This is a genomic window from Mesorhizobium sp. M0184 (assembly GCF_040322215.1).
Lineage (GTDB): Bacteria > Pseudomonadota > Alphaproteobacteria > Rhizobiales > Rhizobiaceae > Mesorhizobium.
In genome coordinates this window covers 249,466-264,601 of the sequence record NZ_JAMYSZ010000002.1, presented here as the reverse complement: position 1 = coordinate 264,601, position 15,136 = coordinate 249,466, and the positions used below count along the sequence as shown (strand labels likewise).

12 protein-coding genes and 1 pseudogene are annotated in these 15,136 nt (G+C 61.4%); 6 read left to right on the top strand and 7 right to left on the bottom strand.

Features of this window, described 5'->3' with window-relative positions; all coding sequences use genetic code 11:
* The first annotated feature begins 87 nt into the window (after positions 1–87).
* The 6 genes from NKJ23_RS04320 to NKJ23_RS04295 all read left to right on the top strand — a co-directional run bounded on the left by NKJ23_RS04320 (position 88) and on the right by NKJ23_RS04295 (position 5,753).
* Positions 88–879: an IclR family transcriptional regulator gene (locus NKJ23_RS04320; RefSeq protein WP_352678455.1), complete on the top strand. Its 792-nt coding sequence runs from the start codon at positions 88–90 to the stop codon at positions 877–879.
* Positions 869–2,062 (top strand): M24 family metallopeptidase, encoded by a 1,194-nt coding sequence (locus NKJ23_RS04315; protein ID WP_352678452.1) that lies wholly within the window; start codon positions 869–871, stop codon positions 2,060–2,062. Before NKJ23_RS04320 ends, NKJ23_RS04315 begins: the two co-directional genes overlap by 11 nt.
* Complete coding sequence (locus tag NKJ23_RS04310) at positions 2,059–3,351, top strand: threonine synthase (RefSeq protein WP_352678450.1); 1,293 nt, start codon at positions 2,059–2,061, stop codon at positions 3,349–3,351. Before NKJ23_RS04315 ends, NKJ23_RS04310 begins: the two co-directional genes overlap by 4 nt.
* A 160-nt stretch (positions 3,352–3,511) precedes the next feature.
* Entirely contained in the window at positions 3,512–4,261 is a 750-nt protein-coding gene (locus tag NKJ23_RS04305) for a substrate-binding periplasmic protein (RefSeq protein WP_352678447.1), read from the top strand.
* Positions 4,262–4,368: 107 nt separating this feature from the next.
* Positions 4,369–5,025, top strand: a complete 657-nt coding sequence (locus NKJ23_RS04300) for an amino acid ABC transporter permease (protein WP_352678444.1) — start codon at positions 4,369–4,371, stop codon at positions 5,023–5,025.
* Positions 5,022–5,753, top strand: a complete 732-nt coding sequence (locus NKJ23_RS04295; protein WP_352678441.1) for an amino acid ABC transporter ATP-binding protein — start codon at positions 5,022–5,024, stop codon at positions 5,751–5,753. Before NKJ23_RS04300 ends, NKJ23_RS04295 begins: the two co-directional genes overlap by 4 nt.
* A gap of 24 nt (positions 5,754–5,777) precedes the next feature.
* Here NKJ23_RS04295 and NKJ23_RS04290 read toward each other — a convergent pair whose 3' ends face one another.
* From NKJ23_RS04290 to NKJ23_RS04260, 7 genes and pseudogenes are all read right to left on the bottom strand, one after another.
* Entirely contained in the window at positions 5,778–6,845 is a 1,068-nt protein-coding gene (locus tag NKJ23_RS04290) for a cysteine synthase family protein (RefSeq protein ID WP_352678438.1), read from the bottom strand.
* Complete coding sequence (locus NKJ23_RS04285) at positions 6,842–7,519, bottom strand: GHMP family kinase ATP-binding protein (protein WP_352678435.1); 678 nt, start codon at positions 7,517–7,519, stop codon at positions 6,842–6,844. The genes NKJ23_RS04290 and NKJ23_RS04285 overlap by 4 nt, the downstream gene beginning before the upstream one ends.
* Positions 7,520–8,086: 567 nt before the next feature.
* Positions 8,087–8,265: pseudogene (locus NKJ23_RS04280) on the bottom strand (DUF2274 domain-containing protein); the annotation flags it as partial.
* 291 nt (positions 8,266–8,556) lie between these two features.
* Positions 8,557–12,894, bottom strand: coding sequence for a hypothetical protein (locus NKJ23_RS04275; RefSeq protein ID WP_352678433.1), 4,338 nt, complete (start codon positions 12,892–12,894; stop codon positions 8,557–8,559).
* Between the two features lie 68 nt (positions 12,895–12,962).
* A complete protein-coding gene (locus NKJ23_RS04270; protein ID WP_352678430.1) occupies positions 12,963–13,904 on the bottom strand; it encodes a prenyltransferase/squalene oxidase repeat-containing protein in 942 nt (313 codons plus the stop codon).
* Positions 13,901–14,884: a hypothetical protein gene (locus NKJ23_RS04265; RefSeq protein WP_352678427.1), complete on the bottom strand. Its 984-nt coding sequence runs from the start codon at positions 14,882–14,884 to the stop codon at positions 13,901–13,903. Before NKJ23_RS04265 ends, NKJ23_RS04270 begins: the two co-directional genes overlap by 4 nt.
* Positions 14,877–15,134, bottom strand: a complete 258-nt coding sequence (locus NKJ23_RS04260; protein WP_352678424.1) for a carboxypeptidase-like regulatory domain-containing protein — start codon at positions 15,132–15,134, stop codon at positions 14,877–14,879. Before NKJ23_RS04260 ends, NKJ23_RS04265 begins: the two co-directional genes overlap by 8 nt.
* Positions 15,135–15,136 lie beyond the last annotated feature (2 nt).

The following is a 15,136-nucleotide window of genomic DNA, read 5'->3' as shown; positions in this document are numbered from 1 at the left end:
TATAGTGAACATTCGTCATTGACAGGCGCTGCTATTGCTGCTTTTCTCATCATATTAAGGAACACCATTCCGAAATAAGGAACGCCAATGACAGGAAATCTTTCGTTGGAACGTGGGCTTGCGGTTCTCAATCTCCTCAAGGAAGCGGACGAGGCGGTCGGGGTGCGCGAACTCGCGCGCAGGCTTGAGCAAAGTGCTCCCGCCGTGCAGCGAATTCTGAACACGCTGGCAGAGCAGGGCTATGTCGAGCAGTCGCCAGACTCGCGGCGCTACCGCCTCGGACACTCTGTTCTGGCGCTTGCGCGGAAGGTCTTGGGTAGAGACCGCCTGGTTGGTTTGGCTGAAATCGAACTGCAGGCGTTGGCCGCCGAAGGTTGCTTCAATGCATTCCTGGGCATCAGGCGGGGCAGCTGCGGAATTTATCTCCTGACCGTGCAAAGCAAGAGTCCGGTCGTCATTCGCTCGTCACCCGGTGAAACTTTCCCCCTGCACTCCACCGCCTTGGGCAAGGCACTCCTGATGGAGCTGAGCGGCGAAGCAGTCATTGGGATTCTTGGACGCGGTCCGCTGGAGCAGGTTGCCATACGCACCGTCACGGACCCGCACAAGCTCGTGGCTCAGATCAGGGCGTCCGAGCCCATCGGTTACACAACATCCCTGGACGAGAATTTTACCGGGCTGATTGCGGTCGGCGCACCGCTTCGCGATGCATCAGGCACAATCATCGCGGCGATAAGTGCGGCCTACCCCCGGTCAGTGGGGCCGCATGTGGAGATCGCCGAGATTGGAGAGGCAGTAATGGCGGCTGCGGCGCGCATTTCCGCCGGCCTCGGCTTTCTGGAAGCAAACCAGGCTCGGGATTCCCATCATGCTGCTTAACGAAGCGCGCCTGAAACAATGCATGACGGCAGCCGGGCTTGATGCAGTTATAGCGACGGCGCCGGAAAACGTGACCTATATGAGCGGCTTCTGGGCTCTGCCGCAGTGGATCCGTCGTGGTCCGCAGGCCTATGTCGTGTGGCCGGCTCCTAACAACGGCGCGCCTGAAATCATCGCCAGCACCAGCACCCTTGACCTCGTTGCTGATCAGGAACTCTGGGTAAGCAAGGTGCGGCGCTATGGCGATTTTTATGCCGATGTCGCTCCGTCGACCAGCGCGGATCGCGCGAATATGCAACACCTCCAGCTTCGGGCGCTGCCGCGGCATAGCGATGCAATCGGGGCTTTGGTTGCCGCATTGGAGGAAGCCAAGCTCGCCCGTGGGCGGATCGGCATTGACGAGGCGGGACTCGCGCCAGGATATCAGGAAGCCCTCAAAGCCCATTTTCCCAATGCGTCGTGGATGCCAGCCACGGCGTTGCTTCGCGAGGTTCGTGCGGTAAAGACGACAGATGAAATCGAACGGCTTGGCCAAGTTGCCAAAATTGCCGAACGCTCCATTGAAGCAGCGCTCGCGGTTGCTCAAGAAGGTGCTACCGAAGCAGACGTGGCGCGCGCTTTCCATGTCAAAACGGTTGAGGAAGGCGCCCTGCCCGTATTGGGATGCATCGGCTTTGGCGAGCGCAGCGCGCTCATGAACGTCCAGCCGTCTGACCGCAGGTTGCGCGCTGGAGAAATCATCCGCTTCGACGTCGGTGGCCGGTTTCGGCACTACCGCGCCGACATTGCCCGCATCGCTACGCTGGGCGAGCCGCCGCCGCAGGCGCATCGGCTACAGCAGGCGCTGCTGCGCGGCGTTCAGCATGCCTGCGACATTATCCGGCCCGGCATGCCGGCAGCACAGCTCTTCGAGACGGTGGTGCGTGTGGTTCAGAGCGAAGGAATTGCCCACTACGAGCGCGATCACGTCGGCCATGGCATCGGCCTTGATGGTTACGATGCGCCGACGCTCTCGGCGCGCAGTACAGACATTCTTGAAGAAGGAATGGTGCTGTGCGTGGAGACCCCCTACTACGAAATCGGCCGCTGGGGACTCCAGGTGGAGGACATGGTAGTTGTTCGCCAGCGCGGAGTGGAGCGGCTGACGCACACGCACGATGCAATCACCCGGGTGCCGTTATGAGCCGCGCGGCCGGTTTTTCCTGTATTCGATGCGGCGCCTTGTTCCGGATCGATACCAAAATCGACTCACGCGGCTGCCCGATATGCTGTGCGGAAGCACCGGCCAATCTTAAGGTCATCTACGATCCATCCGGAGCTACATCGGCCGCTTCCGCAGCGGCTGCCGCCCTGCCCTCGCTCTGGCGCTATGCCGACATGCTTCCTTGTGGACTCAGCGATGCAATCTCCTTGGGCGAGGGCCTGACGCCGTTGCTGAGCGCCGAGAATCTGGGAAAGCAGCTCGGCGTCCCCAAGCTTCTTATCAAGGACGAGGGCGCAAACCCTACCTGGTCCCACAAGGACCGCTTCTCGACGGTGGCGGTGTCGATGGCACGTTCGAGTGGCGCACGCGTGGTGGCGACTGCTTCGTCGGGGAACGCCGGGGCCTCACTCGCCGCCTATGCTGCACGGGCGGGCCTGAAATGCGTCGTTGTCACATTCTCAGGCACCGCCGGCGCAATGCTGGCGCAGATCCGCAAATACGGCGCAAGCGTCGTATCCCTGGCCGACAAGTCCCATCGCTGGCCATTGCTTGCCGCTGGTACCGAGCGCCTCGGATGGTTTGCGACGTCGCCGTTTCACAGCCCCGTGGTGGGCAGTCATCCTGTCGGGATCGAGGGCTACAAGACCCTGGCCTACGAGATCGTCGAACAGATGCACGGAGGCGTGCCGGACTGGTGCGCCTTGCCTGTTTGCTATGGCGACGCGCTTGCCGGGCTCTGGGCGGGATTCAAGGATCTTCTCAGCCAAGGCAAGATCGATCGGTTGCCGAGACTCTTGGCGGCGGAAGTGCACGGATCTTTGGCCAAAGCGCTTGCCGGCAAGGCCGATCTGGTCGCCGAGGTTCCCGCGGGCTTCGACACGCTGGCCATCTCGATCGGGACCACGCGAAGCACGTTTCAGGCGCTCAATGCGCTGCGTGAATCTGGCGGCATGGCAATGCCGGTCGGCAACTTCGGCCTGATAGCCTTGCAGCAGCAGCTTGCGGCCACCGAGGGAGTGTTTGCCGAGCTTGCCTCGGTGACGCCATTTGCGGCTATTGAATCCTTGAGACGGGAGGGCATGATCGCGCGTTCGGACAGCGTCGTTGCCATCGTGACGGCGAGCGGCCTCAAGGATTTGGATCGTTCAACCGGCGCGGGCCAAGCACAACCATCGTTTCGGTCAGTTGCCGAAGCGTGGGAATACCTTGCCGAGGACAGCGACTATTTCACGCCCTCTCATGAACAACGCGCGACCAAGATGTCCTGAAGAGAAGATAGAGACGATCATGAACAGATGCGATTTCTGATCGACTGATGATCCCGTCCGCCACCGGACGACATTGCGACTTCCAAAAGCTTTCCACGAGAGGCAAATTCAACTCGCTTAGCGAGTGGAACCTCGATTCAAACATGAAAGGGGAATTTTCATGCTTCGCAAAACGCTCATCGGCTGGCTCGCAGCCATCGGTGTCGCAATGGCAACTCAGACGACGATGGCCGAGGAAACGCTCAGGGTCGGCGTCACGCCAACCGGGGTGCCGTTCACGTTTGTCGACACCGCAACCCGAAAGCCGACTGGCGCGATGGTCGATCTGGCAAGTGCGATTGCCGCAAACCTTGGTACGACCGCTGACTTCCAGGTAAACGCTTTTCCAGCCCTGATCCCGGCATTGACGACCGACAAGATCAATCTGATTTCCGCCAGCATGTTCATAACGGACAAACGAAAGCAGGTGATCGATTTCAGCACGCCGGTTTACGCCTATGGCGAGGCGATGTTTGTTGCTGCCGGCGATAGCAAAAACTACACGATCGAAGAGCTGAGAGGTGAGACCGTGGGGGCGCAGATCGGCTCGACCTACGCCGACGCCCTGGAAGCGCTTGGTGTCTTCGGTCAAGTCAAGCTCTACGACTCAATCGCTGACATGATGCGCGATGTGGTCCTGGGCCGCATCAAGGCCGGCTTTGGTGACGCCCCGATCGTCGCATATCAGCTTTCAAAGAACCCCGAACTGGGAGTTCGCCTCGTCGACGGCTATCGGCCGATGAAGCAAGGCGAAGTCGCGTTAGCGGTCGCCAAGGAAAATCCACTGCTTCTCGAAAAGGTGAATGCCTCCATCGCCAAGCTGAAGGAAAGCGGCGAATTAAGCCGAATATTTGCCAAATATGGCCTTTGAGGCCAACCCGCACTGACCTCGACAGAAGCGCCGGCTGGCAGGACCAAAGGATCGCATCGGAATGACCGGCTTTGACGGCCGGGGTACGTGCCAAGAGGAAGCCGGCCATGACCAAATTCATCGCGCATGCAACGGAATATCTGCCGCTTCTTCTTAACGGCGTTTGGCTGACCGTCATGATAACTCTTCTTGCGCTGTGTCTTGCGACGGCGCTCGGCCTTGTCTGGGCGCTGTTCAGGACATCGGGGATACGTTGTCTCGCCGTGCCGACGCGGCTCCTTGTCGACTTCGTGCGCGGCATACCACTGTTGGTGGTTCTCTTTTATATCTACTTTGTGGCGCCCGAGATCGGCATCAACCTGACTGCGCTCCAGGCTGGCACGATCGGGCTGGGGCTGGCTCACTCCTGCTATCTCGGGGAAACTTTCCGGGCTGGCATCGAGGCGGTCGATAAGGGTCAGGTCGAAGCGGCAAAATCGATCGGAATGAAGCGTCCGTTGATGATGCGCCGCGTCGTGCTGCCGCAGGCATTCAAGATTATCCTGCCGCCTTACGCCAACAACATGGTCATGCTGCTAAAGGACTCCTCGCTTGTGTCGGTGATTTCGGTTCAGGAGCTGACCATGCAGGGCAAGATGCTCGCGTCCTCCACATTCGACAACATGACAGTATTTACCTTGGTGGCACTGCTCTATCTGTGCCTGACGGTTCCGCTGAACCTGTTTATGCGTAGAGTCGAAAGCTATCTTGGGGCGGCGGGATGATCACCTTTGACAACGTGCACAAGTCCTTCGGTGCCCACGAAGTCCTCAAGGGGATCAACGCCGAGATCGCCAAAGGACAGGTCGTATGTCTGATTGGGCCGTCGGGTTCCGGCAAATCGACGCTTCTACGATGTGTGAACGGGCTTGAAAATTATCAGCGCGGTCGCATCAGTATCGATGGCACCGTGGTCGATGCCGATTCGCCCCAGGTTCACGCCATCTGCACCCGCGTTTCCATGGTTTTCCAACGTTTCAACCTGTTTCCGCACCGCACAGCCCTGGAAAATGTCATGGAAGGGCCGCTCTACGTGCTGAAGGAAAATAGGAACCAGGTCCGGGAGCGGGCCACGGCATTGCTCAATCGCGTCGGGTTGGCCGACAAGACGAATGCCTATCCCGCGTCATTGTCGGGGGGTCAACAGCAGCGCGTGGCCATCGCCCGTGCCCTGGCGATGCGCCCACAGGCCATTCTTTTCGACGAGCCCACCTCCGCACTTGACCCGGAAACGGTCGGCGAGGTCCTGCAGGTCATGCGCGCGCTCGCAGACGAGAACATGACCATGCTCGTGGTTACACACGAAATTCAGTTCGCCCGCGAGGTTTCCGATAGCGTCCTCTTTCTCGACGGCGGCCGGATTGTTGAGCAAGGCCCGGCCAAGGAGTTGCTTCGACATCCGAAACACGAACGCACTAGGGATTTTCTTCACCGGGTCATGCACCCTGTGTGACTGCTGGCCGATGTTGGTTGTCGCCTAGCCTGAGTTCGGACCTGTCACTGCGTAGGGGACAGGCCGTCCGCTCCCCGCGAGGACGGCGTTTAAAGTTCTGCGGTTCCAAGGGAATCTCGTCCATGCCGTCTCTTCGGCCGGACGAATTTGCGTGAGAACAGTTGGTTCAAGAGGAATGGAGATTGGCCAATCCTTCAAACCGGCGAGCCAGTCGGGGTTGTAGACTGTATCGGAATGACGATGCCCTTCATCTGGCATTATCACGACGGTGGAGGCTTCCGGATTTTGCCTGGCGAACCAGGCGCCGACCAAGGCTGCGGCGCCGCTGGTCGGCCCCATGAAGAGCCCGTGATCGCGAAACAGCCCATGCGCCATCGCGTAAGCCGGCAATGCGCCCACCCAATGAATATCGTCGATCATCTCATGACGAACATTGTCCGGCAAAACGCTGTTGCCGAGCCCGCGCAGCATGCGACGTCCGACAGGCTGGCCAAAGAGCATGCTTCTGTGGGTATCGACAGCAATCATCCTGAGATCAGGAAAGAGCTCACGAAGGAAGCCTCCGGTTCCACAAAGCGATCCCCCAGTGCCCACGCAGCCGACGAGGCAATCGATGCGGCCGAATGATCGAACAACGAGGTCCGCCAGGCGCGCGTAAGCAAGGCGGTTTTCCGGACTGTCGTATTGCTGAGGCCAATACGTGCCCGGGCTATCTTGCAGCGTCTGCTGAAGATACTGGAGCCGACCGCGCTGATTGCCGTCTCCTTGAGGATCGTCGATGGCCATGACTTTGGCACCAAGTTGTTCCAGTCGCCGCCTGAGTTTCAGGTCGATGAGGCTGGAGGCCGTGACAAGTGTAAGCGCATAGCCACGAGCCGCAGCCAGCATGGCGATGGCGAGGCCGAATGTGCCCGACGTCGTTTCGATGATGTGACCTTCCCGCCTGAGGCGCCCTGACGCTTCCGCCTGATCGACCATGAATCGGGCGGGCATCAGCTTCATAAGGGAAAAGCAGGCGGCGTTGAGGTTAGGTGCGAGTTGGGCAAAACGCGGCGTCTCGTAGGCGCGTAAATAGTCTTGCGCCGCGCTCACTGGATTAGCCCCGTTTCGGCGTTAAGGGCAAACGTATGGACGCCTTGGAGGCCTGCGCCGCTCACCTGCCTTGCGAGCTCAGCAGCGCGCATGGCCGCCCTGGGTGCGTTGGCATCCAGAAGGACGCCGATCAACGTGCCACTGTGGGCCACCTGCACACCGCACGCGTCATGCGCCCGCGCTATATCCAAAACGGTGTTGAACGATGCCTTCGGCAGGTGCTTTTGACTGATACTGGCGCTGATGGTTGCGACACGTCCAAGCAGGCGGGGATCTTGTTGCCGGATGGAGCGGTTCGCCAGTCCCCGCAGAACACGGAACAGCCCGATTTCCTCACAATCGTAGCGTGCCCGTGGCATGCTCAGCGTATCGATCGGCCGGGCACTGCCGTCCCTGAAACCCACCAAGAGAAGGGGCGGGAACTCGCCACCGAATTGTTCGATCGTACGGCCTTCCCGGTGGGCGAAGAGGATAGGTTGGTCGCCATAGGCAATGGCGTCGCTTGCGCCTTCGGCGGCCACCGCCAGTCGGGCAATCGTTGACTGGCGCAGCGTGAGGCCCGCTGCAGCTGCCACCGCACGAATCGCCGCAATGACGTCTGCGGTCGAGGACCCATAGCCATGCCCTATCATGATAGGGCTTTCGATCGTGAGTTCTCCACCTCCTTCAGCCATTCCGATATGCTCGAGCGTGAGGGCTGCCGCGCGAGCCGCCTTGGTCCGGTTTGCAGGCCGCGGTCGAATCCCATTTTGCTCATGCGGCCAGAAAGTCGCTAGCGACTCTTGCGACGTGAGCGGCAGGGTTACGAGTCCGCGACAAAGCCTTCCGTTTTCCCCTTCAAAGACGCCTTGGAGGAATTCCCCATGGTGGGCGTGCGCTCGTCCGACGCCTACCGCCAGAGGCAGCCTGATAGTCTCGTTGATGTTGTCCGAGCTTGTCCGATGGCCAGATCTCGTCATCCCCGTCTTTGTCACCACGTCATCTCCTCACCTGGAATTGACAGATGATGCGTATGACTGATCCATGCTGTCACTCGCCAAATCTTGGTAGTGCCAAAGGCAAGCGCATCATGCAAAGATAAGGGCAAGATCGCCCCACAAATTGCGCGTCCAATACTGGACTAGATACATCAGCACGCGCCGAGGGCGGTTGGCCATGCGGACAACCGTTCCGAAACAATTGCACCACGCACCGTGTCTTCATTATTGTTCTTATAAGGAGGTTGGACTGCTCACCCTGTGTCAATACTGAGATTTGGCGATAGCCCGCAGCGGCCAAAAGCGCACCGGGTTCAGAGTGCGTTGGGCTCTGGCAAAGCCTCTGTCGGCTGCCATGAACCGTGCCAGCATCGGTGCATCGGTGCGATCAGCTTTGCCGGATCAGTGATTGTCTCGCCGCTTTCACGGCCAAGCACATCGGCATTATCCAGACTCTATGAGGGTGGCCAAAATCCAACGCTCGGCACCTTTAATAAACTGCCGCTCAGAGGTGGACAGCGGCTGTTTGTCTTGTTCACCCGAACGGGCAAGGAGGGCCATTTCGCGACCTTTGCGGTCGGATAGCAGGAAGTCGCGATTTTGAAACAAAGCGGCCCTCCGGTATGTCGGGCACTGCGCCGGCAATGCCATGTTCAAGGTGTTCGTCGGCAGCAGCGAGGCACGGCAGCTCGGGGACCCTTGCGCCGACCGGTTCGTGCGCAGTTCCAGTCAGGTCACGGCTGGACATTGACGAAGAAGGTTGCGCCTGTGCCTGTCCTTGGTTGCGGGTCCTGATCCTGACGGCCATTGGCGCGGATGACCGTTACCGAATAGCGGTAGCCGGCGGCAACGGGCCGGTTCAAGATAACGGCGGTGATCGGATAATCAATCCGCACCTGGGCAGCGAGCGTATCGGCGTTCAATTCAGCCGTGCCGCCTGCCTCGAATTCCACGAGGATCGCGACGATGCGCTCGCTCTCACGTCCGGCGATCGGTTCGAACAAGCCAGCAACGGCCTTAGCCGTGACCAGCCGGAAATAGTCGACGGAACTACCGTCGAAGATGTGATTCCACACCGCCTCCGGATCCACATTCACGCGCACGCCGCTGAGATCGAAGGCTATGTCCGGCGCCAGCGCGAAGGGCCCCGATGAGGTGACAAACAGTTCAACCGCTTCCCCCGGCGCCACATTTTCCTTCGGCAACGTACCCGGTGCGATCGAAGCCGCGATCGCCTCGCCGCCCGTGCCGATCGCCGCGTCGAGGGTTTGGATATCGACCGGGCTCTCGATAGCATTGGTCAGCACGACGCGGAGCGTTCCGGTCTCGGCGATGGCGATATAGGAAAAGATGTCGCCCTCGAGATCGTCGAATCTGGCCTCGAACGGAATGATCTCCGTGCGCCCGTTGGGGACATCCACCTCGACCTTGCCGATGAACAGAGCGGCGGTGGTCTGATGCATCGCATCGAACAGAAGGCGGAAGTCGGGCAACGGCATGGACAGCGTGTCTTTCAGCGCGCCGTGCAGCACTGTCGCGATATCCGGCCGCTGTTCGTGAACCGAACCCGATTGCGTCGGCCGGTCAACGAAGAAGCGCATATCGCTGGTCGGCAAAGGCTGGAAGTCGATGCTCGACGCGCCGAACTGTGGAAGGGCCAGAAGCTGGTCGCGTGCATCCTTTAGCCGCTTGGGATCGATGAACGGCGCGACGACATAGTCAAGGATCATCGTCGTGTCCGATCCATCGGGCTTTGAGGTGACACGAACGGTGGCGAAGGGCGTGAAGGGCGGATCGCGTCGCCGCGCAATCTTGTAACGGTCGGGAAAGATATAGATGATCGACCGGCGTGAAGCGTCCTGGAGATAGGTGTAGAAATTGTCTTTCCAGGCAAGCGCATGGCGGATCAACTGGCTTGCGCCTCCCGCGGACGCCGCGACTCCCTGAAAGATATAACCATGCAGGGCGGGCGAGAAGGAAAACGGCTCGGGCGTAATCGTCTGTTCCAGCTCACGCCGCACGGCCGTGTATGTCCGTTGCGATCGACGCAAGTCGACGGTTGCGACAGGCTCGGACTGCCGCTCGATGTTCGAGCGCCTGTCGGTGAGCGATACGCGCAAGGCCGATGGCGCATCGGTGCCAGCGGGAATGGGAACAATGAGCGCGGAAAGCTGGCGCGCAGAATCGAGGTCGCAGAAGCCGTAGAGACGCTTGCCGCTGTCGGCATCGACGACATCGATCCAGGTGCGCGAAGCCGAGGCATTCACGCCACCCGGCGGGAGGTCAGGCGACGGGGCGAAGAAATCGTCGGAATAGTCCGCCCAATTGTCGATTGCGAGGGTAATAGTCGAACCGTCCGACTGGTCCTCGACACCGAGGATGGACAGCCGCGGTATCGGCAGCGCATCCACGATGGGAATCGGCGGTTGCCGCACAAGCGTACCGATGGCGAGCCGGACGGACGGAATGACCGCCTTCACGAAGCCCGCCTCATGCGCGGCAATCATCGAATTCGCCACGATGCCCGGCTGCAGGGTGGCGAGGCTCGTTTTCGAGGTGGCATTTGCCGAAATTATCTTGTCGCGTATGCTGTCCGGTTCGAATGTCAGGATCTTGTTCGGCGGCCACACGACCGAAATTCTCTTCGGCAGGAAGGGGCCGAGCGGCCTGTCATTGCCCGTGCCGGACCCGCCTCCCCCATGCGGCCTTGGCGGAGGATCGGGAATTTCCACGTCAATCACGCGACGAATAGTGAGGCGGGCGGCTCGCTCCTGCTCGGTCAGCGCGCGATAAACCTCGTCACGCTCCATCAGCGTGGCAAAGGTCAACTTGGCCCAGACGTGATCGCTCTCGCGAGTGACATCGGTGAACTCCAGCGTCTTACGCGCGCCGGACGGCGGTGCCATCAGGAAGCTTAGCTCGATCAGCACTCTGTGCTGATATTCCGTGGCGTCGGGCGCCTGCGCCAAGACCGAAGCAGCCGGGAAAGCCTCGAGGCCGACCGTCAGAGTCGAGGTAGCGTCCTGCTGCGAAAGCGCAATCTGAAAGCGCTGCCCGCCCTCGACATTGTCGGTGCCGAGCCGATAGACCGGAACATACAGTTTGCGGCTGTCGTCGGAGAGGAGCGTGTAGACAAGCTGATCGGTCGGCTCTTCTTGCGGGCTGCGCCCAACCGCCACGACCGCGTCTTCAAGGCCGGCCGGAGACGACTCTCTGCGGCGATCCAGGATCTTTGGCAGCACTTCGCGGACCGGCTGCGCCGCGCGCGCTGCCACCGGGCGTGCCCGCTCTTGGCGCTTTAACCGCGAGCTTTTGACGACCAATGGTTCATCGGCGGGCGCGACCGACCAGCGCGATCCTATGGCGGCGGAGCCGCGATAACGCAGACCCGCCGTGAACGGCGTGGATGCGAACCACCGGAAAGTCCTCGTCGGTTCTGCCGGCGTGAAGGCCAATGTCGTGACATTGTCGGGGATATCGTCGAGTCCGATCGGCAGCACGCTGAGCGCCCGGATCTGCGCGTCATCGTCGAAGATGCAGGTGATCTGGATCTGAGTTGGGCCATAGGAGGGAAAGGATGCGAGATCGAACCGCGCGTCAGTGCCGTCCACCGTATTGAGACGAAGCGTACCGGAGCCGTCCCGCGCGGTTGCAACGGCTTCGATGCGGACCGCGTCGTACCCGCGCGGGATGGCCACGGCGGTGGAAAGCCGTCCGCTGTCGAGCACGAACGGCGTCGTATGCTCTTTTCCCCCGGCCGTGTAGGTGCAGAGGCCGCTGACGATGGCCAGTTGAACGAGGGCCGGCGTTGCCTCGACCCGCGTCAGTTCAAAGGGAAACATATCCGGGCCGAGGCGCAGCGGACTTCCGCTCGCCTGCGTTTCCGGCCCGTCGACCTGGGTGACACCGTTCTCGTCCTTCAACACCGCGAAAGTCGAAAAGCGATAGACGAGGGGCTCACCGGGCGACAGCATGACATCGATGTCGACGATATCGCTTGTGCCGCCGAGTTCGGCCGTCACGATCCGCGGCTGCGGCCGCAAGGGCGGGCGTGGTGCAAACACCATCGTGATGCCGAGCGCTTCTACCCCGGTACGCGATGCCGGCAGGTTGAATAGCACAGAAACACGCGACTGGCCGACCGGCGGTAGCGTGCTCATGTCGCGACGAATAACGACCGACCCGATGCCGAGACGCTCGGCCTGCTCCTGCGCCGCCGACAGCAGGTCGACGGGCAGCAGCATGCGCCGCGCGGCAAGGAAAGGCTGCGACAACGACCAGACGAGATCGACGTCTCCGGGTTGCCTCTCCAAGCGGATGACGGGAGAATCCCCGAGCAACCGGGCGGGAATGAAGCGCCCGAAACGCGCGATGATTCGGTCCGTCATGGTTTCGGCGAAACTCTTCGCCATGCCGGCGTCGACGATGCCGTCGATACCAATGGGCAGAGCCGCGAGGTCGCGGCTGAAATGGTCGGCAATCAGCGATCGCGGCACGGCACCGGTCGCATCCGCCAGGACGAGAAGCCCCTCCAGCAACCGGGATCCGCTGAAATGCACGACCACCGGCACGCGCGGCGACACGCCCATGGTCTGGGCTTCGGCGATGGCGGGGAGACTGTCCCGGGTCTGCAGCATGGCCTCCAGCATTTGCCCCGCGCCGATGTCGAGTTCCATAAGAAGTCGGGCGCTGCCCAGCCCGTTCGACACGAGAGCAATCGGCTCAAGCAAGCTGGCGAAAGGTTGCAAGACCGGCGATGGAGTGAACCTGAAAACCCAGTCGGTCAGCACGACCGGTGAGATGGATGCGTCGGCATTGATTTCTCGAGCGCGCTCGAGAGCCGGGTCGGTAGCGTATTCGGCAACAATGCCGCAAGACAGCACTGCTCGCGACTGGCTTTCCTTGAGGCTGCGAATGAGATCGAGCCTGAAGGCCAGCTCACCGGTGCTCGATGAGCCTACCGTGCCGCCAGCCGGCTCAACCCGAAACGGACCGCCGCCAAAGCCCTGGAAGATGCGTCCCCTGTCAAAAGAAACGGGCCGGTCCCAATCTGCACTGTCGATGAGCGCCATTCCGGCCTCCTGCCAGGGCAATTCCGGGAAAGGTGCGCAGCGGTTTTCCATCCGGAACTGCATAAGAACTAAAGGATCGGAGAATGTGCGCTGCGCTCCGGTTCTCGAAATCCATCTTTCTCGGTTCGACCTGACCCGACTCTCAACACATGTTGTGACGAGATCGCACGCGCAACGTCAGCCGCCGGTGCGTGCCAGACCGTGCGACTATAGGCGCTGCGACAGATGCCGGCTGCACCATCCGGTGCTCCCGCGGCCAGCAGCCGCAATTGGGCAAGCGCCTCCAGCAGTTTCGTCACACCGCATTCGACCGCATGGTCGACCGCTTCCGCCAGATAGATGAGAGAGGGATAGAAGGGCGTGAGAGACGACAGCCGCGCTGGATCCTGTCCCGCCCACTGCAATCCGCCGACGATTGTCTGGATAGCCGCATCGTGGCCCGGAAACGAGTTTGTGCCGAGAAGCGCCAGCAGCGCCGCCACATTGGCATTGACGCAGCAGTCGACGATATTGGCGAAGGGTTTCGCCGGCTCGGCCCGTGAGGATGCGGGAGGGATCCAGGTGAAGAAGCTGCCTTCCGCTACCCATGGCGGCAGAACGGGCAACATGGCGGCTTTCACCCGGCAGGGCAGAATGGCGTCGCAGACAATGCGCAGCGTCGCTGCGCGGCCGATCCGCCCATGACGCAGCAGTTCGCACAGGATGATCGCGGTATCGTCTACATCAGCAGGCACGCCCGTTGCCCAGGCAGGCCTGTCGTCGTCGGGCCAGAACGAAAAAGCATTGGGCGGGCGAGCCGAACGGCAAGCGGTGAGCCAATCGAGACCACGGCCGACGATCTTGTCGCGTTCTGGAGACGGTGGCGCGTTGCGCAGCCTGCGCAGCACGATCGCCGCCGTGAAACAATTGAAGTCGGAGACGGCCTGCCCGTCTGGCGAGACGATTACCGAGGGGAACGCGCCGTCGGCACGCTGCAAGCTTCCCAGCGCGCTGAATTCGCTCCCATTCATGGCGACACCGGGCGAAAGCCGATCGAGAGGCTCGGGCCTGCACCGGTACGAAGCGTGATGCCGACAAGACCATGGAACGTCGTCCATTTTTCCCGGTCCGCTATGGGGGCGGTGGCCTCAAGATAATTGTGGGCACCGCTCCATGCGACGCCGGCTGCCTGAACGAAGCGCTGACGGATACGCGAATCCGCCCCCCAGAGCGAACGAGCGAAGAAAAAGAGGGTCACGCAAACTTGGCCGGACGCTTGCGCCAAGCTGACCCCGACCGACGGACCCGGCAGGCGTCCGCGGATCTCATGGCTGTACAGGTTCTCGATGAAGTCCAGAACCTCGCGGGCGCTTTTGGCAAGGCCGGCAGGCTCGAGAACCGCCGCCAGTTCCGCCGGCAACAGCGATGGCAGCTTCAGGTAAAGTTCGATACCCCTTGCCGAGCAGCCGATCATGCGAGGAATCGCGGGCCGGTCGGGCAGGCGCGGAAGCCGAAGCGGCAGCAAGCCGGGATCGCCATTGGGAGCAATCTGCGCATAGAGCTTGGCCCGCCTCGCGCCGCCGCCGAAGCGAAGGCCGATCCATGCGCCGTAGGCAGGCGGTGTATCGGCCTGGACAATACTGCGGACCAACGCGAGAGTTTCCTCCCCCAAGGCATTAGCGTCGATCGATCCGATCAGGCTGATGGCAAGCTCGAGCCGCTGCCTGGTCGTCAGGTTGCGCGCGCCGGCTTCCACCGTCACGCGCAACGTCTCGTCGGCCGTCGAAACGGCGAACTCGACGGGAAAGCCGTCGCCCGTCAGCTTGCTGCCGCCGAAGGCGTCCGGACCTTCGGCGTAGAGCCGCGAAGCGAGAATCGCAGCGATCACATCCGGCATGTCGGGGGCAACATCGCGATAGCAGGCGAGCACATGCCTGATCGCCGCGTCGATGCTCGAATGAGTAGACGGCGCGGCCTGCTCGTTCGCGCGGCGGGCGGCCATGCTAGGCAAGCGCGATCTCCACCGTTGCTAGACCGCCCTCGACCAATTCCACGCTGGCGCCGCCGAGCCCATTGCCGCGGCGGGCCTCCAGCGAATAGCTTCCCCCCCTCAGGCCGTTCAGCCGAAAGGAGCCGTCGCCGGAGGTGATGGCGGCCATGTCGCGATGGGGCTGCGAGCTTTGCGTGATCGCAACCGTCGCACCGGCGACCGGCCCACCCTTTTCATCCCGGACCATGCCGATGATCGATCCCTTCGCCATGC

Bases quoted from the DNA above. Each gene is read 5' to 3' on its own strand.
- NKJ23_RS04320 (WP_352678455.1), top strand. From the start codon at position 88: ATGACAGGAAATCTTTCGTTGGAACGTGGGCTTGCGGTTCTCAATCTC.
- NKJ23_RS04315 (WP_352678452.1), top strand. From the start codon at position 869: ATGCTGCTTAACGAAGCGCGCCTGAAACAATGCATGACGGCAGCCGGG.
- NKJ23_RS04310 (WP_352678450.1), top strand. From the start codon at position 2,059: ATGAGCCGCGCGGCCGGTTTTTCCTGTATTCGATGCGGCGCCTTGTTC.
- NKJ23_RS04305 (WP_352678447.1), top strand. From the start codon at position 3,512: ATGCTTCGCAAAACGCTCATCGGCTGGCTCGCAGCCATCGGTGTCGCA.
- NKJ23_RS04300 (WP_352678444.1), top strand. From the start codon at position 4,369: ATGACCAAATTCATCGCGCATGCAACGGAATATCTGCCGCTTCTTCTT.
- NKJ23_RS04295 (WP_352678441.1), top strand. From the start codon at position 5,022: ATGATCACCTTTGACAACGTGCACAAGTCCTTCGGTGCCCACGAAGTC.
- NKJ23_RS04285 (WP_352678435.1), bottom strand. From the start codon at position 7,519: ATGGCTGAAGGAGGTGGAGAACTCACGATCGAAAGCCCTATCATGATA.
- NKJ23_RS04275 (WP_352678433.1), bottom strand. From the start codon at position 12,894: ATGGCGCTCATCGACAGTGCAGATTGGGACCGGCCCGTTTCTTTTGAC.
- NKJ23_RS04270 (WP_352678430.1), bottom strand. From the start codon at position 13,904: ATGAATGGGAGCGAATTCAGCGCGCTGGGAAGCTTGCAGCGTGCCGAC.
- NKJ23_RS04260 (WP_352678424.1), bottom strand. From the start codon at position 15,134: ATGGCGAAGGGATCGATCATCGGCATGGTCCGGGATGAAAAGGGTGGG.